The sequence below is a fragment of the Pseudonocardia yuanmonensis genome (assembly GCF_039542425.1).
Taxonomy (GTDB): domain Bacteria; phylum Actinomycetota; class Actinomycetes; order Mycobacteriales; family Pseudonocardiaceae; genus Pseudonocardia; species Pseudonocardia yuanmonensis.
In genome coordinates this window covers 206,231-227,154 of the sequence record NZ_BAABIC010000011.1, presented here as the reverse complement: position 1 = coordinate 227,154, position 20,924 = coordinate 206,231, and the positions used below count along the sequence as shown (strand labels likewise).

Annotated in this window: 21 protein-coding genes; 11 read left to right on the top strand and 10 right to left on the bottom strand. The window is 73.2% G+C overall.

Going from position 1 to position 20,924, the window contains the following annotated elements; translation table 11 throughout:
- Positions 1–95: 95 nt before the first annotated feature.
- Positions 96–749: a formylglycine-generating enzyme family protein gene (locus ABD990_RS18200; RefSeq protein WP_345381753.1), complete on the bottom strand. Its 654-nt coding sequence runs from the start codon at positions 747–749 to the stop codon at positions 96–98.
- Between the two features lie 84 nt (positions 750–833).
- On the opposite strand from ABD990_RS18200, the gene ABD990_RS18195 reads away from it, so the two are divergent.
- The gene (locus tag ABD990_RS18195; protein WP_345381752.1) at positions 834–1,934 is read left to right on the top strand and encodes a DUF6194 family protein; all 1,101 of its coding nucleotides are present in this window, start codon (positions 834–836) and stop codon (positions 1,932–1,934) included.
- Here ABD990_RS18195 and ABD990_RS18190 read toward each other — a convergent pair.
- On the bottom strand, positions 1,931–3,418 hold the full coding sequence (locus ABD990_RS18190) for a glycosyltransferase family 39 protein (protein ID WP_345381751.1): 1,488 nt from the start codon (positions 3,416–3,418) through the stop codon (positions 1,931–1,933). The two genes, ABD990_RS18195 and ABD990_RS18190, sit on opposite strands and share 4 nt — an antisense overlap.
- A gap of 377 nt (positions 3,419–3,795) precedes the next feature.
- On the opposite strand from ABD990_RS18190, the gene ABD990_RS18185 reads away from it, so the two are divergent.
- On the top strand, positions 3,796–4,137 hold the full coding sequence (locus tag ABD990_RS18185) for a hypothetical protein (RefSeq protein ID WP_345381750.1): 342 nt from the start codon (positions 3,796–3,798) through the stop codon (positions 4,135–4,137).
- 136 nt (positions 4,138–4,273) lie between these two features.
- Here ABD990_RS18185 and ABD990_RS18180 read toward each other — a convergent pair whose 3' ends face one another.
- From ABD990_RS18180 to ABD990_RS18170, 3 genes are all read right to left on the bottom strand, one after another.
- A complete protein-coding gene (locus ABD990_RS18180; RefSeq protein WP_345381749.1) occupies positions 4,274–5,293 on the bottom strand; it encodes a sigma-70 family RNA polymerase sigma factor in 1,020 nt (339 codons plus the stop codon).
- Positions 5,294–5,551: 258 nt separating this feature from the next.
- A complete protein-coding gene (locus tag ABD990_RS18175; RefSeq protein ID WP_345381748.1) occupies positions 5,552–6,388 on the bottom strand; it encodes a mycofactocin-coupled SDR family oxidoreductase in 837 nt (278 codons plus the stop codon).
- Positions 6,385–7,209 (bottom strand): mycofactocin-coupled SDR family oxidoreductase, encoded by an 825-nt coding sequence (locus ABD990_RS18170; protein WP_345381747.1) that lies wholly within the window; start codon positions 7,207–7,209, stop codon positions 6,385–6,387. The genes ABD990_RS18175 and ABD990_RS18170 overlap by 4 nt, the downstream gene beginning before the upstream one ends.
- A gap of 173 nt (positions 7,210–7,382) precedes the next feature.
- Here ABD990_RS18170 and mftR point away from each other — a divergent pair, with 173 nt between their 5' ends.
- Positions 7,383–8,006 (top strand): mycofactocin system transcriptional regulator, encoded by a 624-nt coding sequence (gene mftR, locus ABD990_RS18165; RefSeq protein WP_345381746.1) that lies wholly within the window; start codon positions 7,383–7,385, stop codon positions 8,004–8,006.
- An 844-nt stretch (positions 8,007–8,850) separates the two neighbouring features.
- On the opposite strand, the gene ABD990_RS18160 is transcribed toward mftR, so the two are convergent.
- Both ABD990_RS18160 and ABD990_RS18155 read right to left on the bottom strand, forming a co-directional pair.
- A complete protein-coding gene (locus ABD990_RS18160) occupies positions 8,851–10,074 on the bottom strand; it encodes a hypothetical protein (RefSeq protein WP_345381745.1) in 1,224 nt (407 codons plus the stop codon).
- Positions 10,075–10,373: 299 nt separating this feature from the next.
- A complete protein-coding gene (locus ABD990_RS18155) occupies positions 10,374–11,336 on the bottom strand; it encodes an acyl-CoA desaturase (RefSeq protein WP_345381744.1) in 963 nt (320 codons plus the stop codon).
- A 406-nt stretch (positions 11,337–11,742) separates the two neighbouring features.
- On the opposite strand from ABD990_RS18155, the gene ABD990_RS18150 reads away from it, so the two are divergent.
- On the top strand, positions 11,743–11,946 hold the full coding sequence (locus ABD990_RS18150) for a cold-shock protein (RefSeq protein ID WP_037051431.1): 204 nt from the start codon (positions 11,743–11,745) through the stop codon (positions 11,944–11,946).
- Between the two features lie 58 nt (positions 11,947–12,004).
- On the opposite strand, the gene ABD990_RS18145 is transcribed toward ABD990_RS18150, so the two are convergent.
- Positions 12,005–12,916 (bottom strand): NAD-dependent epimerase/dehydratase family protein, encoded by a 912-nt coding sequence (locus tag ABD990_RS18145; protein ID WP_345381743.1) that lies wholly within the window; start codon positions 12,914–12,916, stop codon positions 12,005–12,007.
- Between the two features lie 286 nt (positions 12,917–13,202).
- On the opposite strand from ABD990_RS18145, the gene ABD990_RS18140 reads away from it, so the two are divergent.
- Positions 13,203–13,715: a hypothetical protein gene (locus ABD990_RS18140; RefSeq protein WP_345381742.1), complete on the top strand. Its 513-nt coding sequence runs from the start codon at positions 13,203–13,205 to the stop codon at positions 13,713–13,715.
- A 231-nt stretch (positions 13,716–13,946) separates the two neighbouring features.
- Entirely contained in the window at positions 13,947–15,152 is a 1,206-nt protein-coding gene (locus ABD990_RS18135; protein WP_345381770.1) for a DUF445 domain-containing protein, read from the top strand.
- Positions 15,153–15,179: 27 nt separating this feature from the next.
- On the opposite strand, the gene crcB (ABD990_RS18130) is transcribed toward ABD990_RS18135, so the two are convergent.
- Together crcB (ABD990_RS18130) and crcB (ABD990_RS18125) are read right to left on the bottom strand one after the other, a co-directional pair.
- Positions 15,180–15,536, bottom strand: a complete 357-nt coding sequence (gene crcB, locus ABD990_RS18130; RefSeq protein WP_345381741.1) for a fluoride efflux transporter CrcB — start codon at positions 15,534–15,536, stop codon at positions 15,180–15,182.
- The gene (gene crcB, locus ABD990_RS18125; RefSeq protein ID WP_345381740.1) at positions 15,533–15,979 is read right to left on the bottom strand and encodes a fluoride efflux transporter CrcB; all 447 of its coding nucleotides are present in this window, start codon (positions 15,977–15,979) and stop codon (positions 15,533–15,535) included. Before crcB (ABD990_RS18125) ends, crcB (ABD990_RS18130) begins: the two co-directional genes overlap by 4 nt.
- Before the next feature lie 144 nt (positions 15,980–16,123).
- Between crcB (ABD990_RS18125) and ABD990_RS18120 the strand changes: the two genes are divergently transcribed.
- The 5 genes from ABD990_RS18120 to lon all read left to right on the top strand — a co-directional run bounded on the left by ABD990_RS18120 (position 16,124) and on the right by lon (position 20,829).
- On the top strand, positions 16,124–16,552 hold the full coding sequence (locus tag ABD990_RS18120; RefSeq protein WP_345381739.1) for a helix-turn-helix domain-containing protein: 429 nt from the start codon (positions 16,124–16,126) through the stop codon (positions 16,550–16,552).
- A gap of 5 nt (positions 16,553–16,557) precedes the next feature.
- A complete protein-coding gene (locus ABD990_RS18115) occupies positions 16,558–17,403 on the top strand; it encodes a hypothetical protein (RefSeq protein WP_345381738.1) in 846 nt (281 codons plus the stop codon).
- A 149-nt stretch (positions 17,404–17,552) separates the two neighbouring features.
- Entirely contained in the window at positions 17,553–17,900 is a 348-nt protein-coding gene (locus ABD990_RS18110; protein WP_425569621.1) for a DUF2516 family protein, read from the top strand.
- Positions 17,897–18,439, top strand: coding sequence for a YbaK/EbsC family protein (locus ABD990_RS18105; RefSeq protein ID WP_425569619.1), 543 nt, complete (start codon positions 17,897–17,899; stop codon positions 18,437–18,439). Before ABD990_RS18110 ends, ABD990_RS18105 begins: the two co-directional genes overlap by 4 nt.
- A gap of 89 nt (positions 18,440–18,528) precedes the next feature.
- Entirely contained in the window at positions 18,529–20,829 is a 2,301-nt protein-coding gene (gene lon / locus ABD990_RS18100) for an endopeptidase La (protein ID WP_345381736.1), read from the top strand.
- The last annotated feature ends 95 nt before the right edge of the window (positions 20,830–20,924 follow it).

The following is a 20,924-nucleotide window of genomic DNA, read 5'->3' as shown; positions in this document are numbered from 1 at the left end:
GCGACCCCCGGGTCGCGCACCCACCGCCCGGAAGGCCGTGCCACCAGGCCCCAGTGCGGCGTGACGAATCACGCCGCCGGGGGCCTTCGGTGTTCTCAGGCGGACCGGGCGAGGCGGAAGCCCAGGTCGTCGATCCTCAGGGTCGGGTGGCTCTTGCGGCGGCAGGAGGCGCGGCAGGCGCGGGGCGGGTCGAACCAGCCCCCGCCCCGGAACACGCGGTAGGGGCCGTAGACCTCGGTGTCGAAGCGGTCCCAGGTCCACTCCCAGACGTTGCCGATCATGTCGTGCAGGCCCCACGCGTTCGGCGCGCGCGTGCCGACCCCGTGCGGGTGCCCGCCGGAGTTCCCGCGGTACCAGGCGATGTCGTCGAGTTCGCCCGGCCGCACGTCCGCACTGCCCGCCCGGCAGGCGAACTCCCACTCGGCCTCGGTGGGCAGGCGGTAGCCGGTGGCCGACCTGTCCCACTCGACGTCGAGCCCGTCCGGATCGGCGCCGAGGGTGTAGCAGGGTTGGAGACCCTCCGCGGCCGACCGGGCGTTGCAGAAACGCAGCGCGTCGAACCACGAGACCTCGGTGACCGGCAGCCGGCCGTCGCCGCCGCGGTACTCCCCGACGGTCACCGGGACGGGCGCGAGCCGGAACGCGGGCACCTCCACCTGCCAGGTCCTGCGGGTGCCCTCGTCGCGCAGCGCGATCCGGCCGGCGGGGACCGCGAGCAGGGGAGGCGCCGAGCGCGTTGACGCCGTCATGCGCCCAGTCTGCCCGGCCGGGTCCAGCGCGTCCGCCGGTTTCCGCCGGAGTCTCAATCCGCATTCGCTGACACGGTGGAAGGCATGAACATCGACGAGCTGCCCCGGCACATCCTCACCAGCTGCCCCGGCGCTGCCCTGCTCGAGGCCGCCGGCGACCTGTTCTTCGTGCACGACCCCCTCGGCGACCTGCCCGACGAGCGGAAGCAACCCTTCGCCACCATCGTGACCGGCGACCGCTACGACAGCGTCTCGCACCTCGACCGGCCCGGCGTCTTCCGGCTCAACCTCGGGGTGTCGAAGGCGCGCCACGCACGGCTGGCGCTCGGCGACGACCTCACCGCCCTCGACGTGTTCCTGCCGCACCCGATCTACGCCGCGCAGCACTGGATCTGCGTGCTCAACCCGGGCCTGCGGACCACCGGCCTGCTCGACGAGCTCGTGGCCGAGGCCCACGGGCTGGCGCGGCGGAAGGTCGAGAACTGGCGGGCCCGTCACGCGGCGTCCGGGGGGCCGAGTTCCCCCGCGTCTACGCCCGGGGGAGTAGGCGGGGGCCCCGACCAGCAACGGGAGCGGTACCGCAGGTGCCCGCGCCGGTGCGATTCGCCCGGGCCCTCGCGCTGCGACCCTCGGGGCAGCCGTCGAGGAGGGGACATGACGACCGTGACCGCCCGCCCGCGCGCCGTGCGGGACCCGATCCGCCTGCCCGTGCCCCGGGCGGCGCGCCTCGCCGTGCTCGTGGTGCACATCGTGGCGACGGCGGCGTGGATCGGGCTCGACGTCGCCCTCGCCGTCCTGGTGTTCGTGCCGATGCTCGACGCCTCCTGGACCGCGGCCTGCCACCAGGTGCTGCCGCTGCTGTTCTGGCCGCTGCTCACGGTCGCGTTGCTGAGCCTGGTCAGTGGGTCCACGCTCGGGCTCGTGACCCGGTGGGGGCTGGTCCGGCACTGGTGGGTGGCGCTCAAGCTGGTGATGAACCTGCTGCTCGTGACCCTGATCGTGGTGCTGCTGCGGCCGGGGCTGGAGGACGCGGGACGACAGGGGCGGGCGCTCGCCGCGGGGGTGCCCGACGCGGTGGAGGTCCCGCGGCTGTTCATGCCGCCCTCCGTCTCGGTCGCCCTGCTCGTGGTGGCCACGGTGCTGTCGGTGTGGAAGCCGCGGGGGCGTGTCCGGCGCGCCCGTTAGCCGACGTGTCGGATCCGCGGCCAGAGCGTGGTCCAGCTCGCGACCGGGTCCCGGCACACCCACACGGTCCGGCCCTGCTCCTGATTGTCGAGCCCGATGCCGTTGTCGATCACCGCAGCGGGCTCGACCGACCCGAACCACTGCCGCAGGACCTCGGGTCCGTACCCGATGACGACGGAGGTGTCCGCCGAGTCCGGGGGGACGCCCCAGTCGGCGTAGGAGTTGTGGCCGCTGACGACGGGGACTCCCGGTGCGAACCGCTGTACCGCCCCCGCCTCGCCGTAGTTGCGCGTCAGCACGACAGCGCCCGCGGGCTGCGCGGCGACCACCCCGGCGACCGTCCCGGCGAGCTCGGGCCACCCGACCGTCTCGCCGACGTCCGGCACCATCGCCGTGACCGGGGTGTCCCGCAGCGCCGCGACGGGAACGACGGGCAGCATCAGCGTGGCGTTGGTCAGCGCGCTCAGGACCAGGGCCGCGCCGAGGAGGCCGGCCCGTCCGTGCCCGGCCCGGGCCCAGCGCAGGACCGGCGCCGCCCCCGCCGCCAGCAGCACGGGGTAGAGGCCGCAGAGGTAGTAGGGCTTGCCGCCGGTGACCATGAACAGCACCGCCAGGACGGCGTAGGCGACGGGGAAGAGCCGGTACGTGCGGCTGCGCCAGAGCGCCACCAGCCCGGCGACCCACACCGGCACCAGCAGCGGGGAGACCAGCACCACCTGGAAGGGGACGACGAGCCACCAGGGCTCGCTGGAGGTGGACCCGCCCGCCGCGATCGCGCCGGAGAGCTCCAGCTGCGGCCAGCCGTGCACCGCCTGCCACGCGAGGTACGGGGTCCACAGCGCGAGGGCGAGCAGGCCCGCGCCCCAGAACCACGGATCGCGCAGCGGCTGCCGCGGCCCCGCGACCACCAGCCCGACGAGGAGCCCGAGCAGCAGGAACGCCACGAGCGGCTTGTTCTGCAGCCCGATCCCCGCGGCGAGCCCGACGAGTAGCCACGGCGGGCCGCCCGTGCCCAGCGCCCGCACCGCGAGCCAGGCGACGACGGCCCACACCAGCAGGTCGAACGTGGTAGTGGAGAGCAGGTGGCCGGTCTGCAGCACGATCGCCGACACCGCCGTGCAGCCCGCGGCGAGGGCCTGCGCGCCGCGTCCGCCGCCGAACTCGCGGGCGAGCAGGGCCGTGACCACCACGAGCAGACCCATGAACAACGCGGGCAGCACCCGCAGAACGACCAGCGAGTCCCCGGCGAGGGCCGTGGCCAGCCGGGCGAGCAGCGGCGTGAGCGGGCCCTGGTCCACGTAGCCCCAGGCGGGGTGCCGGCCGGCGGCGAGGAAGTAGAGCTCGTCCCGGTGGTAACCGTAACCGCCCGCCGCCACCAGCAGGACCACGACGAGCAGCGCGGCGATCACCGGTACGGAGCGGCGGGCGAACGGCGGGCGACCCGTTGTGTCCCCGGTCGCACGCGGTGACTGCCTTTCGCTCACCCCGCGCACCTCTGCCCGGCCGAATCGCCCGATTCCGGGTCCGCGAGGTGTGCCCGATCGTGGGGCGCCCGTTCCCGGGTCGGGGACGGTGCGTCACCAAGAGTGACACCGCAAAAGGATATGCGGCTGAACGAGTCATGATTCACTGCAAAGAGTGACGACGTTCGGATGGAAGAGATTGACATCGGAGGGCATCCGTGCCCGAAGAGACCAGTATCCTGACGCAAAGTAATGCCGTACACACGATAGTGGTAGACGGCTCGGTAGTTCGGTCGTGGTGCGGATAGCTTTTCCGTCATCAGCGGGGCTCCCCAAGTCACACGCTGAAACACGATGGGTCCATGAACCGGATCCCCGTACGTAACAGGAGAAGCACTGTGCTGAAGAAGGCTGGGATCGTCACCGTCGGCGTCGCTGCGAGCCTCGTTGCGGTGTCCCCGCTCGCGTTCGCCGGTGACAAGGGCCACGGCCACCACGAGGCCGACAACGACGTCAAGAACATCGGTCTGATCAGCGACGGCGGCTCGTCCGCCAACGGCCTGATCGCCGTGAACGCCCTGAACGACGCCGAGGTCCTCAAGAACGTCAACGTCTGCGGCGTGGACGTCGACGCGGCGCTCAGCGTCCTGGGCATCCTGGGCGGCCAGGCCGTCAACGACGCCGCCCCGCAGAGCACCTCCTGCGACGCCGGCGACGTCCAGGGCATCTGGCAGAAGTGACGCACTGAGCTCGGCGTCCCACCGGGGATGACGCACCGGACCCGATCTCGGGTCCGGTGCGTCCCTGCGTTCTCGGCCCTTTCCCATCGCGTTCCCCGCACTTTCTCGTCGAGATCGCGGAAACGACGGGAAACGGTCAGGAACCGGGCGGGAGTTCCATCGGCAGCCCGAAGAACTCGAACAGCTTGGCGTCGAGGAACGTACTGATCCCGGCGATCCGGTCGCCCTCGATACGTAGCACCTGCAGGCCCCACGGCCGGTGCACCCCGTCCGGGTGCAGCCGGTACTGCCCGAACGCCGGAGCGCCGTTGGCGAAGGTGGGCAGCATGCGCGAGCCGCGGCACTCCGCACCGGGGCCCAGCATCCAGGCGAGGATGTCGTCCCGGCCCTTGAGCCAGAGCTCGAGCGGCGGCATGTTCTGCTCGGCGTCCTCGTGCAGCAGCGCCACCAGCGCCTGCATGTCGTAGCTCTCGAACGCCGCGACGTACTTGGCGAGCAGCTCCACGTGGTCCTCGGGGGGCGGGGAGGCCGCCGCGTCGTCCGCGCCGCCGACCCCCCGGTCGTCGAGCGTGGCCCGGGCCCGCTGCAGGGCGCTGTTCACCGAGGCCACCGACGTGCCCAGCAGCTCGGCCACCTCGGCAGCCTTCCAGCACAGCACCTCGCGCAGGATCAGCACGACCCGCTGCTTCGGCGGCAGGTGCTGCAGCGCCGCCACGAACGCCAGCCGGATCGACTCCCGGGCCACCGCGGTGTCCGCCGGGTCCGAGCCGGACGGGGTGACCCGCGCGTCGGGCATCGGCTCGAGCCACGTGTCGTCCGGCAGCGGCTCGCGCATGTTCTCGATCCTCGGCTCGGACGGCCCGCCGAAGTCCATCGGCACGGCACGGCGCTTGCGCCCGTTCAGCGCGTCGATGCAGACGTTCGTGGCGATCCGGTACACCCAGGAACGCAGCGACGACCGCCCGTCGAACTTGTCCAGGGCCCGCCAGGCCCTGATCATCGTCTCCTGCACCGCGTCCTCGGCCTCGAACGAGGAACCGAGCATGCGGTAGCTGTAGCCGGTCAGCTCGGCGCGGAAGCGCTCCAGCTGCGCCTCCAGCTCCGCGCGGTCCGGTGGCGTCGACACCGCGGCCGACGTGGTCGTCGTCGCGCTCATGACCCGGGTCCCCCCTCGGCTCGGCGGGCCGGAGTGGGAGTGTCCGGCCTCACCCGCGAGAGTGTGCCCGGTCCCACCGACAAAATCAGGTCCGTATCGGCGATGCGTCCGATTCCGACGGCCGGGCGGTAGGACCGCCACCGTCGGGGCACGGGCGCCGACGCTCCGTGTGCCCCCGCCGGGACAGCCCGTGACGGCGTCGGGGGCCGGGGGCGCCGCCGCGCCCCCGGCCCCGCCGTCACCGACCGCCGCGCGACCTCACTTGATCGTGAAGCCGGCGTCGACCGGCAACGTCACCCCGGTGATGTAGCGGGCCTCGTCCGAGGCGAGGAAGAGGATCGCGTTGGAGATGTCGATCGGGTCGACCCACGGCACCGGCAGCGCGTTCGTCGACTCGAAGATCGGGGCGGCGGACTCCCGCGTGGGGTGCGGGTCGTCCGGCTGGAACAGGCCCCAGGTCTTCTCGTTCTGGATCATGACCGTGTCGACGCCGGTCGGGTGCACGGTGTTGCAGCGGATCGAGTGCGGGGCGAACTCGTTCGCGAGCGTCCGCATGATCCCGACGACGCCGTGCTTGGCCGCCGTGTAGTGGACGGTGTTGGGCACGCCCTTCAACCCCGCGGTGGAGCTGGTGATCACGATCGAGCCGCCGCGGCCGCCCTGCACGAGGTGCGGCAGGGCCGCGCGGCAGGTGTTCCACACCCCCGTCAGGTTGATGTCGATCATCTCGCGCCAGGCGGCGTCCGTGAGCTCGAGCGCCGGCTGGATCTCGAACACCCCGGCGTTGGCACACACGATGTCCAGCCGCCCGAGCTCGGCCACCCCGGCGTCGACCGCGGCCTGCAGGGCGGCGGAGTCCCGGACGTCGACCTTCGCGGTGACCACCCGGCGGTCGAGGTCCTCGATCAGCTTCGCCGTCTGCGCCAGGTCCTCCTCGGTGGCCGGCGGGTACATCTCGATGCTCGGCACGGGCTCGCAGATGTCGACCGCGATGATGTCCGCGCCCTCCTCCGCGAGCCGGACGGCGTGGCTGCGGCCCTGATTGCGGGCGGCGCCGGTGATGAAGGCGACCTTGCCCTCCACGCGGCCGCTCATCGGACCGTGAACCCGGCGTCGACGGGCAGGGTGGTGCCGGTGACGTAGCGGCCCTCGTCGGACACCAGCCAGACGATGGCGTTGCTGATGTCGCGCGGCTCGACGGTGGGGACGTCCATGAGGTTCGCGAGGGCGTCGCCGACGTCCGCGGACTCGGCCAGGAACCGCTCGACGACCGGGTTCACGATCATCGGGGTGCTCACGCCGGTCGGGTGGATGCTGTTCACACGGATGTTGTGCGGGGCGAGCCAGTGCGCGAAGGTCCGCATCAGCCCGACGACGCCGTGCTTGGACGCGCAGTACCCGTCCATCGACGCGGTGCCGTTGCCGCCCCGGCCCGTGAGACCCTGGGTGGAGCTGGTCAGCACGACGGCGCCGCCCCGGCCCTGCTCGATCATCGTGGGCGCGGCGGCGTGCACGGTGTTCCAGACGCCCGTGAGGTTGATGTCGATCAGCGTGCGGAAGACGGCGGCCTCGTTGCCGTCCTCGGCGGTCCCGATGGACGCGATGCCGGCGTTGGCCAGCACGATGTCGACCCCGCCGAGCGTGGCGACGCCGTCCGCGACCGCCGCGGCGAGCGCCTTCTCGTCCCGGACGTCGGCCACGTGGGCCACGATCCGGCGGTCCAGCTTCTCGACCTCGGCGACCGTCTCGTCCAGGTCCTCCTTGGTCGACATGGGGTAGGCGACCGTCTCCACCTGCGCGCAGATGTCGACGGCGATGATGTCCGCGCCCTCCTCGGCGAGCCGCAGCGCGTGGCTGCGGCCCTGCCCGCGTGCGGCTCCGGTCACCAGGGCGACCTTGCCCTCCAGCTTGCCCACGTGGTGCTCCTTCCGGCGTCGTTGCCGACTGTCGACCGATTGTTAGACGACTGCTCGCACTGCACCGGGCGGTAACCGCGGCGGCCGGTCGTACGATGACCTCGACGACGGGCACCGCGGTGAGCCCGGTCTCACCGACGTTAGCCCGGCGTCCCCGGGCGGAGGAAGGGTCGATGTCCGCTGTCGCTGAGGATCACGGGACGGGCCCGCGCCGCGCCGGACGCCGGCCGGTGACGAGCCGCTCGGAGATCGAACACATCGCCCTGGACCTGTTCACCGAGCGCGGGTTCGACACCACGACGGTCGACGACGTCGCGCACGCCGCCGGGATCGGCCGGCGCACCTTCTTCCGCTACTACGCCTCGAAGAACGACGTCCCGTGGGGTGCGTTCGACGACATGCTCGAGCGCATGCGGGAGCGGTTCGCCGCGCTGCCCCCGGACGTGCCGGTCATGGAGGGGATCCGGGCCACGGTCCTCGACTTCAACGACGTCCCGGCGGCCGAGCAGCCCTGGCACCGGCAACGGCTGCGGCTGATCCTCGAGACACCCACGCTGCAGGCCCACTCGACGCTGCGGTACGCCGAGTGGCGGCGGGTGGTCGCGGACTACGCGGGGGCGCGGCTGGGGCAACCCGCCACCGCCCTGCTCCCGCGCACCCTCGGCCACGTCTGCCTCGGCGCCGCCCTCTCCGCCTACGAGCAGTGGCTCCGGTCGGACGACGTCGAGCTCCGGGACCTGCTGGACGAGGTCATGCTCGCGTTGGAGAACGGCTTCGCCGACACCCGCGTGGACTGACCCGCCTCCGGCCCCGAGGGCAGGGCCATCGCGAGTCGGGAGTTCCTGCACCGCGAGTCGGGAGTTGCTGCACCGCGAGTCGGGCTGTGAGCTTCGGCGAGTCGGGCCGTGGGCTTCCGCGAGTCGGGCTGTGGGCTTCCGCGAGTCGGGCTGTGGGCTTCCGCGAGTCGGGCTGTGGGCTTCCGCGAGTCGGGGTCAGCTCCCACCGAGGCGGAATCGACGCGTACAGGGCAATGAAGGCGGCTCATGATCGCTTCGAGTGGTACGCGACAGCCGTGTGATCGACCGTCTCGTCACACTGACGACGATCATGGCGAGCCCTGATTTCGGCAGATCGGGGTCAGGTCCGAAATCCTGTCCAGATTCTGTTCGTGATCGGCGCGAGCGGTACGGGAGCGCTGGTTGGATGACTGTCGCGTGACTCTCGGAACGATCATGAGGGTCGACCCGCTTCGTCAGAACGCGCCGGCGCGTCCGTTGACGCGGTGATCACCGACAGCGGTATCTCCCGGCCACGGGCGGCCGGAAAGGTGCCACATCTGGCGATCATGTCGCAGCGCGATGCCTGGGGGAGCATGGCGGCCGCGAAGTCCAGGCGTGACGCGGCCCGGTCGCCGAGGAGCCGGGCGACCGGGCCACGAGTTGGTGTGCGGGTCGGCGCAGGCGGAAGGCCTCAGCCGGTCACCGCGACGGCGAGTCGGAGCTCCGGCCGCCGGCGCAGCCGGAGCGACACCCCCTTCGACGAGGGAGCTCAGCCCGCAGGCGCAGCCGGAGCGACACCCCCTACGCCGAGGGAGCTCGGCCCCGTCGGTGCAGCTGGAGCGACCCCCTAAGGCGAGGGAGCTCAGCCCGTCGGCGCGGGCGGGGCCGGGGCGGCGGGTGCGGGCGGGACCGGCGGCACTGCGGGCTCGGGGACCGCGGGCACTGCGGGGGCCGGGAGCGGGGGTACAGCCGGGGCGTCGACGGGCAGAGCGGGGTCGGCCGGGGGCGCGGCGGCCGGGTCGGGCACCGGCGGGAGGGCCGGGTCGACCGGGAGCGGGGGCACGGCCGGCGCGTCGACGGGCAGCGCCGGATCGGGAAGGGCCGGATCGGGAAGGGCCGGAAGGGCGGGCGCGACGGGTACGGCTGCGCCGGGGTCCGGCACCGCCGGCGGGGCGGGCAGCGGCGGGAGCTGGGCGGGAGCGGTCGGGGCCACCTCCTGCTGAGCGGCGCCCGGGGCAGCCGCGGCGGCGGGCGCCGACGCCGAGCCGGGCACGGGCGGGAGGGCCGGGTCGACAGGCAGGGGCGGTACGGCCGGGGCGTCGACGGGCAGCGCGGGGTCGGCCGGGAGCGCGGCGGCCGGGTCGGGCACCGGCGGGAGGGCCGGGTCGACCGGGAGCGGGGGCACGACCGGCGCGTCGACGGGCAGCGCCGGATCGGGAAGGGCCGGATCGGCCGGATCGGGAAGGGCGGGGGCGACGGGCAGGGCCGCGCCGGGGTCCGGGACCGCCGGCGGGGCGGGCAGCGGCGGGAGCTGGCCGGGGGCGGCGGAGGTCACCTCCTGCTGAGCGGCCGCGGCCGGCGCAGCCGCCGCGGGGTCTCCTGCGGCCGGGTCGTTCGCTGCGGGAAGCCCGGCGGCCGGATCGCCCGCCGCGGGAGCGGCTACGGCCGGATCACCCCCGGCCGGGAGCCCGGCGGCCGGAACACCCGCGGCCGGAACACCGCCGGCCGAAACACCGCCGGCCGGAACACCGCCGGCCGGAACACCGCCGGCCGGAACACCCGCGGCCGGATCCGCGGCCACCGCGCCGGCGTCGACCGGCAGCGCCACCGGCGTCACGGCCGCCGGGTCGGGCGGGACCACCCCGCCGAGCAACCCGGGCAGCAGCCCCTGCAGCCCCTGCAGGACGTTGTTCAGCAGCGCACCCACCGGCGTCTCCGGCACGGCCGGCACCACAGGTACCGCCGGTACCGCGACGGGGGGTAGCTGGTCGGCCACGGGCGCGGCCGACGCCGTTCCCGCTCCGAGGACGGCGACGCTCCCGCCGGTCGCCACCGCGACGAGCGAGAGCGCGATCTTCTTCCGCACGGCAAGCCTCCTGATGATCACCCGGCGGGACGGGCGAATCATGGGAAGGAGGTGTTCGTGCTGGCCAGAGCCCTGTGTCGGGACTGCTTCCCACCCTGATCGCGCTCGGTGACGGCATGGGGGCAGCGTCGCCGGATCGGGCGACCTCGAACCGGGGATTGCCACCCTGGGGCCGCTCGGACGGGGGACGGCGACGCGTGTCGGGCACGTGCCGCCGTCACCCGGGGGCGTACGACTGCGATCACCCTCACCCGGTCGGGCGTGGCGTCACCGAACGTGGAGCAGGGACCACGACCTCGTCACGCCGCGTGCTCGGCGGTGGCGCCCCGCGAGAGCCGGTCGAGACGCCGTGTGGTCGGCCAGCGCACCGAGTGCGCCCACCCGAACACCTCGAAGATCCGGATCAGCCGGGCCGAGATGTCGACCTGCCCGGGCTTGGCGCCGTGCCGGGCGCAGGTGGGGTCGGCGTGGTGCAGGTTGTGCCACGACTCGCCGAAGGACAGCAGGGCCAGCCACCAGACGTTGGCCGAGCGGTCCCGGGCGGCGAAGGGCCGGTCGCCCCAGATGTGGCACACGGAGTTGATCGACCAGGTGACGTGGTGCAGCAGCGCCACCCGCACGAGCCCGGCCCAGAACAGAGCGGTGAGCGCGCCGCCGATCGACCACGTCAGCAGCCCGCCGAGCAGGCCCGGCAGCAGCAGGCTGGTGAGGGCGAACCAGAGGAAGTTGTCGCCGATCCGCCGCAGGGCCGGATCGGCGAGCAGGTCGGGGGCGAACCGGCGGGCGTTGGTCTTGTCCCGGTCGAGCAGCCAGCCCATGTGCGAGTGCCAGAACCCTTTGACCAGCGCCTTCGCGCCGGTGCCGAAGAGCCACGGCGAGTGCGGGTCGCCCTCCTTGTCGGAGTAGGCGTGGTGCCGGCGGTGGTCGGCGACCCACGACACGACGCTGCCCTGCAGGGCGAGCGAGCCGGCGACGGCGAGCGCGATCCGCAGCCCGCGGCGCGCCTTGAAGGAGCCGTGGGTGAAGTGCCGGTGGTACCCGACGGTCACCCCCAGCCCGCTGGCCAGGTAGAAGACGACGAAGAGGGCCACGTCGACCCAGCCGAGCCCCCACCCCCAGGCGACGGGGACGGCGGCCGCGACGGCCAGCAACGGGACGATCATGAACACGATGACGAGCACGTGTTCGAGGCTCGAGCGACGTCCGTCGGTGGCCGGCTCGGCGGCGGGACTCTGCGGGCGGTCGGGGGCGAGGCTGGGCATGGGGCGCTCTCACACGTCGAGGGGTCGGTCGGGGGAGGACCGGCTCCGGCCCGGTCGCGGCGACGGCGTTCCGCCGCGCGGGACGTGCTGTCGTGCCTTCCCTGCCGGCCCGTCGCGAACCTCGGCCGTGGGTCACGGTATCGCAACGAACCGGACAAGGCCGGATTACGGCGAGGTCCCGCGGACCCGCCGGAGATCTGCGTCCGGGGTCACGCCCGGCCGTGGTACCGTTCGCCCCGGTTGCAGTCGTGTCTTCCTCGATCGTTGAGACAGCGTGCGTGGAACGTGTGACAGCGAGTTCCGCACGTGTGGTCGGGATCCCTCCGTTCCCACCCGTCGGGCTCCGCGCAACCTCCGGCCGTCGGCATGTCGACCGGATCCGTTCAGTGTGTGGGAGAAAAAAGCTATGCCGCAGGGCACCGTCAAGTGGTTCAACGCCGAGAAGGGCTTCGGCTTCATCGCCACCGACGACAACGGGCCGGACGTCTTCGTCCACTACTCGGCCATCCAGAGCAACGGCTTCCGGACCCTCGAGGAGAACCAGCGCGTCTCCTTCGAGGCCAGCCAGGGCGCCAAGGGCCCGCAGGCCGACTCGGTGACCCCGCTCTGAGCGGTATCTGAGTCTTCCGCTGCCGGCGATCCCCTCGGGGTCGCCGGCAGCGGCGTTTCTAGAGGGTCTCCAGCCACTCGCAGGTGAGCGCCAGTCCCTCGTCGACCCCCCGCGGGGCGAAGCCGAGGGCGCGGGCGCCCGCGTCGTCGACGTGGACCGCCGGGAACCTGCCGTAGACCTCCGAGCGCCGGGCGAAGGTCGACGCGTCGGGCCCGAGCGTGGAGCCCGGCGGGAGCGCCCGGACCCGGTGGGGCGTGCCGAGCAGCTCGGCGGCCCGGTTCAGCACCCGGCCGAACGGCGCGACCTCCCCGCACAGCACGTACCGCCGCCCCGGCTCGCCGCGGTCCAGGGCGAGCAGCACGCCCTCCGCACAGTCCTCCGCCAGCACCCAGCCGATCGGGGCGTCGACGACCTCGGTGATCTCCCCGCGCGTCAGGAAGCGCAGCAGCCCGTTGTAGCTCTGTGGCCCGGCCGGGCTGGGCCCGTAGATGCTGACCGGCACCGCGACCGAGACGTCGACCCCCTCCGCGCCGAGCACCAGCGCGTCGGCCTCCGCCTTGGTCCGCGAGTAGGGGTCGGTGAGGACCGGAGGCCCGGACGGCCGTTCGCCGACCAGCCCGGACGCGTCCATCACCGCCGCGCTGCTGCTCACGTGGACGAGCCTGCGGACCTCGGCCCGGCGCATCGCCTCCAGGACGGCCCGGGTGCCGTCGACGTTCACGGCCCGGATCTCCTCGGGGCTCCCGCCCACCACCCCGGCGAGGTGCAGGACCGCGTCGACGTCCTTCAGTGCGGCGTCGAGCGAGTCCGGGTCGTCGAGCCGTCCGACGGCCGTCGGGACGCCCTGGGGCAGGAGGGCGGCGGCCCGGGCGGGGTCGCGCACGAGGGCGCGGACCGGGCGGCCGCGGCGGGCGAGCAGGGCGACGAGCGCGCTTCCCAGGAACCCGGTGGCGCCGGTGACGAGCAGCATGGCCCCATCATCGCGGTACGGCCGTTCGCCGGTGGTCCCGTGGGCCGATCGGTCGCAACCTCGAACGGAGTAGCCGCCGGTCCCGGGGCGGCGACCGGTCGGCCCCCGACCACCGGTGGGTGACCGACCGGTCGCCGGTGGTGCCGGCCACTCACCTCTATGTCACGTGCGGTCACCGCGTGCGACCGGCTAACACGAACCCGGCGCCCGTCGATGGTGTTGCATGTGATGTGAGCGACGCCCCGGAGGGCGCGCCGGGTCACGGGTGATCGGTACGGATGAGGAGATGAGCCGGATGTCGTGGTGGGACAGCTACCGGGCCGTCTACGGCGCGGAGCTGCGGGCGGCCGCCGTCGAGTACGTCGAGCACGGGTGGCCGTTGGTGCCGGGCCCCGGTACGGACGTCCTGCTCGACACCGGGACGGTGCTCGACGTGATCGAGGTGCCGGCGGCGATCGGTCGACAGGTGTGCGCCACGCTGCGTGACCGCGGGATGGTGGTCCCGGTCGCCGCGACCCCGCACGACACGTGGTGGTTCCCGATGACCCCGAACCACGAGCTGCCCGCGGAGCTGTCCCTGCACACGGACGTCGTGCTCCACACGGACGGCATCGGGGTGCTCGCCCCGCCGACCGAACGGCCCGACGGCTGGGTCCAGTGGCGGGTGCGCCCCTCCTTCACCGGCTATCAGGTGCCCGACGCCGCCGTGATCGTCGAGGCCGTCCAGGCCGCCGTCCGGCAGCGGTCGGCCCAGGTGCGGCAGCCGGAGCCGGCCGTGAAGGCCGGCCGCGCGGGCTGACCCCCGCTCCCCAGGACCCGGCCGGGCCCGGCGGATGACCGTCGGACCCGGCCGTCGCCATTTCTCAGGTTCCGTCCCACGCGCGGATCCGGCGACGGGCACTATGAACCCGTGAGTTCCGACCGTGCCCTCGCCGCCGCGCCGTCGCGGCCCGCCGGCGGCAGCAGCATTCCGGCCGGGCTGGGCCTCGGCCCCGAGGCCGAGGCCCAGAAGCGCCGCGACCTGCGCCGGATGAAGCTCGTCGCGACGGGGTTCCTGCTCGGCGCGACGGTCGTCTTCTTCGTGATGCGGTACCTGGAGCTGCAGGGGCAGGCGTGGGCCGGCTACGTCCGCGCCGCCGCCGAGGCCGGCATGGTCGGCGCGCTGGCGGACTGGTTCGCGGTCACGGCGCTGTTCAAGCGGCCCCTCGGGCTGCCGATCCCGCACACGGCGATCATCCCGCGCAAGAAGGACACGATCGGCGACAGCCTCGGCGACTTCGTCGGCGAGAACTTCCTCTCCGAGCTCGTGGTGCGGGACAAGCTCGGCCGGGTCGACGTGACGAACCGGGTCGGCAGCTGGATCGGGCAGCGGCAGAACGCCGAGCGCATCACCGCCGAGCTGGCCGCCGCGGCCCGCGGCGTGGTCACCGTGCTGCGCGACGACGTCGTCCAGGACCTGATCGAGCAGGTGCTGGTCCGCAAGGTGCTGGAGAAGGAGGTCGGGCCGCCGCTCGGCAAGATCCTCGAGGGGATCCTCGACGACGGCGCCCACCGCCATCTCGTCGACCTCGTGTGCGACCGCGCCTACGACTGGGTCACGGCCAACCAGGAGATGGTGCTGCGGGTCGTGCACGACCGCGCCCCGATGTGGACGCCGCGGTTCGTCGACGACATGGTGGCCGACAAGCTGTTCAACGAGGTGCAGGGCTACGCCTGGGCGGTCAAGACCGACCCGGAGCACCCGCTGCGGCACGCGATCGACCGCTTCCTCGCCGAGTTCGCACGGGACCTGCAGAGCGACCCGAAGACGATCGCGCGGGCCGAGCAGATCAAGCAGCAGATCGTCGACCACCCGGACGTGCAGAAGTTCATCGGGCAGGCCTGGGGCGTGGTCAAGAGCATGATCCTCGACGCCGCCGAGGACCCGTCGAGCGAGCTGCGGGCGCGGGTGCGGGACGGGCTGGTCTCGCTCGGCGCCCGGCTGGCCGGCGACGCCGAGCTGCGGGCCCGCATCGACGGCTGGCTGGCCGACGCCGCGGGCTACGTCGTGCGGCACTACCGGCGCGAGATCACCACGCTGATCACGGACACGGTGGCCCGGTGGGACGCCGAGGAGACCTCGCGCAAGATCGAGCTGCAGGTCGGCCGCGACCTCCAGTTCATCCGGATCAACGGCACGGTCGTCGGCGCGCTGGCCGGGCTGGTGATCTACACGGTCTCCCAGCTCGTCTTCTAGACCCCGTGGGGCGGTGGCCGGCGCCGCTCACAGGGTGGCGCCGACCGCCAGGCCCAGGCCCGCGGCGCCGAGCCCGGCCAGGACCGAGCCGACGGCGTTGAGCACGGCGAGCAGGCGGCGGCCCTCCCGGGCGAGGCCGACGGTCTCCCAGCCGAAGGTCGAGTAGGTGGTCAGCGCGCCGCAGAACCCCGTGCCGACCAGCGCGGTCACGGCCGGCGACGTGGCGGCCCCGGCCACCAGCCCCAGCACGAACGAGCCCACGACGTTGACCGTGAACGTGCCCCACGGGAAGCCGGTCGCGTGCCGGGACTGGACCAGGCGGTCGGCGAGGTAGCGGGCGGGCGCCCCGACGGCCGCGCCGAGCACGACGAGCAGCGGGGTCACCGGACGAGCCTCCGCGTCCCGGCCGCACCGGCCCAGGTCGCCGCCACGGCCGCGACGAGCGTCCCGACCAGGTAGGCGGTGGCGAGGCCGACGTGCCCGCCCAGCAGCAGATGCTGGGCGTCGACCGAGAAGGTCGAGAAGGTGGTGAAGCCGCCGAGCACCCCGGTCGCGAGGAAGGGCCGTACGAGCGCGTGCGCGGTGCGGAGCTCGGTGAGCACCACGAGCAACACGCCGATCGCGACGCACCCGACGACGTTGATCAGGAAGGTGCCCCAGGGGAAGGCGCCGGACGTAAACGGCAGCGCGAGCCCGACGCCCCAGCGCGCCAGCGCCCCGAGCGCACCCCCGACGGCGACGGCGCCGGTGGCCCGGCCCTGCCCGCGTAGCGGCGCGACCGTCGGGGGAGCGGCCGCGACGCCGTCCGGCGGAGGGGTGCCCTGCACGTCGACACAGTAGGCCGGGTGCCCGCGACCCCGACGCGTCCGAGGATCTGAATCGTGACGAGGGCCACGCCACCTGCGCAAGCACTACGCTTGCAGCAGCTAGCACGGCCGCGTAGGGTCGATCGTGTCCGGGGAGGTGAGCGCATGTCGGAGGACAAGCCGTTGATCGACCAGGCCGTGGGCCAGGTGGGTCACGTCGTCGAGAAGACCGTGGACGACATCGGCTCCTACATCCGCGCCCAGCGGGAGGCCGCCCAGGTCTCCCTGCGGCAGCTCGCCCGGACGGCCGGCGTCAGCAACCCGTACCTCAGCCAGATCGAGCGCGGGCTCCGCAAGCCGTCGGCCGAGATCCTGCAGCAGATCGCGAAGGGGCTGCGGATCTCCGCCGAGGCGCTCTACGTCAAGGCGGGGATCCTCGAGGAGCGGCCCGCCAGCGTCGTCACCGACGCGGTCCTCTCGGACACCTCCCTCACGGAGCGTCAGAAGCAGGTTCTGCTCGACATCTACCAGTCCTTCCGGCGGGAGAACGACCTACAGGTCGATCCCGGCGTGCCGACCGAACAGAGGAAGTGATCACCATGGCCGTGTCGCTGCCGACCGCCGCGGACGTCCGCAAGGTCCGCGAGCAGGCTGCCAAGTCCGCCGCCGAGCAGGCGGAGACCGTCAAGACCCCGCTGCTGGCCGTCCTGGGGGCCGGCGAGTACGCCTACTCGAGCATCCGCGGCGCCTACGCGAACGCGCGCACCGCCGCCACCGCCCAGGCCGAGGCGGCGCAGAAGCTCGCCTCCGAGCTGCCCGGCGAGATCCAGGGCCTGCGCGGCAAGCTGACCACCGAGGAGCTGCGCAGGGTCGTCGAGGCGTGGCGCGCGCGGGCGGAGAAGGCCTACGCCGACCTCGCCCGCCACGGTGAGGGCACCTGGACCGAGATCCGCAGGCAGCCGCAGGTCAAGCAGGCCTTCGGCCAGGTCGAGGAGCTCACCGGCAAGTTCGACGCCCGGGTCGACGCCCTCGTCGACGACGCGCACGACGCCGCGGAGAAGGCCCTCGCCACGCTGACCCGCCAGACCCGCTCGGTCGGCGAGAAGGTCGCCGTCCGCACGCAGAAGGCCGCCGACGAGGTCGCCGAGACCATCACCGAGGTCTCCGAGGACGCGTCGAAGGCCGTCGCCGAGGCGGGCAAGGACGCGGCGAAGGCCGTCGACGAGGCCGGTGACGAGGCCGCCGCCACCACGCGCAGCACCAGCCGCCGTGCGGCGAGCCGCACCGCCCCGGTGACCGAGCCGGCCCCGCAGACGGAGACCACGCCGCGGAGCGAGACGCCGGCCGCGAAGGCGGCGACCCCGGCGACCCCGGCGAAGACGGCGCCGAAGGCGGCCACCCGCAAGCCGGCCACCCGGCGCACGGGCACCCCGTCCGACAGCTGACGCCGACCGCGTCTGACGCCCACCGCGTCCCGACGGCCCCGGAGCACCCGCTCCGGGGCCGTCGGCCTCTGCAGGGACACCGCTCACGGTGTGCGGGTATGTCCTGATCCCGCCGCCGCACGTAGTCTGGACCGGTGAACGTGTTCACCATGCTCGACCGCCTGGTGCTGTGCGTGATCGGCATCGTGGTCGCGGCGTGCTCGGGTTACGCCTTCGTGCACGCCGTCCGCCAGCGTGCCGACGCCTTCCAGGCGGCCAGCAAGCTGACCAAGAACGCCTGGCTGGGCATCACCGGTGCGGCCGCGCTGTTCCTGTTGATCATCCCCATCTTCGGGGTGATCTCGTCGCCCAGCCTGCTCGGCGTGGTCGCCTCCTTCCAGGGGCTGCGCAGCGAGCTCACGCTCTTCTGGTTGGCCGGCACGGTCGCGATGCTGGTCTACCTCGTCGACGTCAGGCCGGCCGTCGTCGCCGCCTCGCGGGGTGGCAACAGCTGGTGAGCGTGCTCGGCAGCCTGACCCCGCTCCCCGCCGCCGACCACCCCGAACTGCTCGCCGAACCCGTCGTCAAGGCCCTGTCCGGGCTGCCCGACGCGAGCGGCGTGCTGGTCGCCGAGATCGACCCCGGGCTGGCCGACACCGCCGCCTTCTGCGAGGCCTACGGCTCCCCGCCCGAGTTCTCCGCCAACTGCGTGGTCGTCTCCGGCAAGCGCTCCGGCGAGGTCCGTTACGCCGCCTGCCTGGTCTTGGCGACCACCCGGGCGGACGTCAACGGCGTGGTCAAGCGGCGCCTGGACGTCCGCAAGGCCTCCTTCGCGCCGATGGCCGAGGCCGTGGAGCTCACCGGCATGGAGTACGGCGGCATCACCCCGCTCGGCCTGCCCGAGGGCTGGCCGCTGCTGATCGCGCCCGAGGTTGCGGCCGCGGAGGCCGTCGTCGTGGGCAGCGGGATCCGCGGTTCCAAGCTGGCCGTCCCGGGGGTCGTGCTCGCCGCCCTCCCCGGCGCCGAGGTCGTGGACGACCTGGCCCGTCCGATCTGAGCCGACTTCGCTCAAGGTTCCTGCGTTCACCCACAGCGGACATACTTGAACGCTGGAATGAGGCTTGCGGTGTAAGCGTTGACCCGGGCATGACACAGACGCTGAAGCTGCCGGTGCTTCCGCTGACCGACTCGGTGGTGCTGCCCGGCATGGTGGTGCCCGTCCGGCTCGACGCTCCGGAGGTTCAGGCGGCCGTCGACGCAGCCGACGGCAAGAAGGTTCTGGTCGTCCCCCGCCTCGACGGGAAGTACGCCGCGATCGGTGTGGTCGCGGTCCTGGAACAGATAGGCAGGCTTCCGAACGGGGAGCGTGCCGCCGTGGTCCGCGGCGAGTCGCGGGCCCGCATCGGCTCGGGCGTGACCGGCCCCGGTTCGGCCCTGTGGGTCGAGGCCGAGACGGTCGAGGAGGGCCCGGTCACCGGGCGCACCCACGAGCTGGCCAAGGAGTACAAGGCCCTGGTCGTCGGGATCCTGCAGCAGCGCAACGCGTGGCAGGTCATCGACTCCGTCCAGCAGACGACGGACCCGGGGCAGCTGGCCGACCTGGCCGGCTGGGCGAGCTGGCTCGACAACTCCCACAAGTTGGAGCTGCTCGCCGAGACCGACGTGACCCGCCGGCTGGAGAAGCTCCTCGAGTGGACGAAGGAGCACGTCGCCGAGCAGGAGGTCACCGAGAAGATCTCGCAGGACGTCCGGGAGGGCATGGAGAAGCAGCAGCGCGAGTTCCTGCTGCGCCAGCAGCTCGCCGCGATCCGCAAGGAGCTCGGTGAGGGCGACCCCGAGGGCGAGGACGACTACCGCGCCCGCGTGGAGGCCGCCGACCTGCCCGAGCACGTCCGCAAGGCCGCGCTGACCGAGGTCGGCAAGCTGGAGCGGGCGTCGGACCAGAGCCCGGAGTCCGGCTGGATCCGCACCTGGCTCGACACGATCCTCGACATGCCGTGGAACGAGACCACGGTCGACACGGACGACCTGGTCGAGGCCCGGCGGATCCTCGACGCCGACCACGCCGGCCTCGACGACGTCAAGGAGCGGCTGGTCGAGTTCCTGGCCGTCCGCTCGCGGCGCAACCGCAAGGGCCTGGACACCATCGGTGGCCGGGGCTCGGGTGCCGTGCTGGCGCTCGTCGGCCCGCCCGGCGTCGGCAAGACGTCGCTGGGTGAGTCCGTGGCCCGCGCGCTCGGCCGCAGGTTCGTCCGCGTCGCCCTCGGCGGCGTGCGCGACGAGGCGGAGATCCGCGGCCACCGGCGCACCTACGTCGGCGCGCTGCCCGGCCGCATCGTCCGCGCGATCCGCGAGGCCGGCACGATGAACCCCGTCGTGCTGCTCGACGAGATCGACAAGGTCGGCAGCGACTACCGCGGCGACCCGTCCGCGGCCCTGCTCGAGGTCCTCGACCCGGCGCAGAACCACACGTTCCGCGACCACTACCTCGAGGTGGACCTGGACCTGTCCAACGTGCTGTTCCTCGCGACCGCGAACGTCGGCGAGGCCATCCCGGGTCCGCTGGCGGACCGGATGGAGGTCGTGACGCTCGACGGCTACACCGAGCAGGAGAAGATCGCGATCGCCCGCGACCACCTGCTGCCGCGGCAGGTCGAGAAGGCCGGCCTGGAGCCGACGGACGTCGAGTTCTCCGAGGTCGCGCTGGGCATGATCGCCGCCGAGTACACCCGCGAGGCGGGCGTGCGGCAGCTGGAGCGGGGCCTGGCCAAGGTCCTGCGCAAGGTCGCCGTGGGGCTCGACAGCGGGGAGGAGGCGCCGATCCACGTCGATGCCGACACCCTCGTCAAGTACCTCGGCCGGCCGAAGTTCACCCCGGAGTCGGCGGAGCGCACCTCCGTCCCGGGCGTGGCGACCGGCCTGGCGGTGACCGGCACGGGCGGCGACGTCCTGTTCATCGAGGCGACCTCGATGGAGGGCGACCCCGGCCTGACCCTGACCGGTCAGCTGGGCGACGTGATGAAGGAGTCGGTGTCCATCGCCCTGTCCTACCTGCGCTCGCGCGGGCTGGCGGGTGACCTGGCGTCGAAGAAGCTCCACGTGCACGTCCCCGCCGGTGCGGTGCCGAAGGACGGCCCGTCGGCCGGCGTCACGATGACGACGGCGCTCGCGTCGCTGGCGTCGGGACGCCCGGTGAGGTCCTCGGTCGGCATGACCGGTGAGGTCACGCTGCAGGGCAAGGTGCTCCCGATCGGCGGGGTCAAGCAGAAGCTGCTGGCCGCGCACCGGGCGGGGCTGACCGACGTGATCATCCCGAAGCGCAACGAGCCCGACCTCGACGACCTGCCGGAGTCGGTCCGCGGTGAGCTCCGGGTGCACCCGGTCGCCGACGTGAGCGAGGTCCTCGAGATCGCGCTCGAGCCGGTGGAGCAGCGCGCCGCCGCCTGACCGCGCAGTCCCCGGACGGCGTTCCTCCCCCGGGAGGGGCGCCGTTCGGCGTTCTCGGGTCCGCAGGAATACGTATGGCGTATCAGTGACCGAAG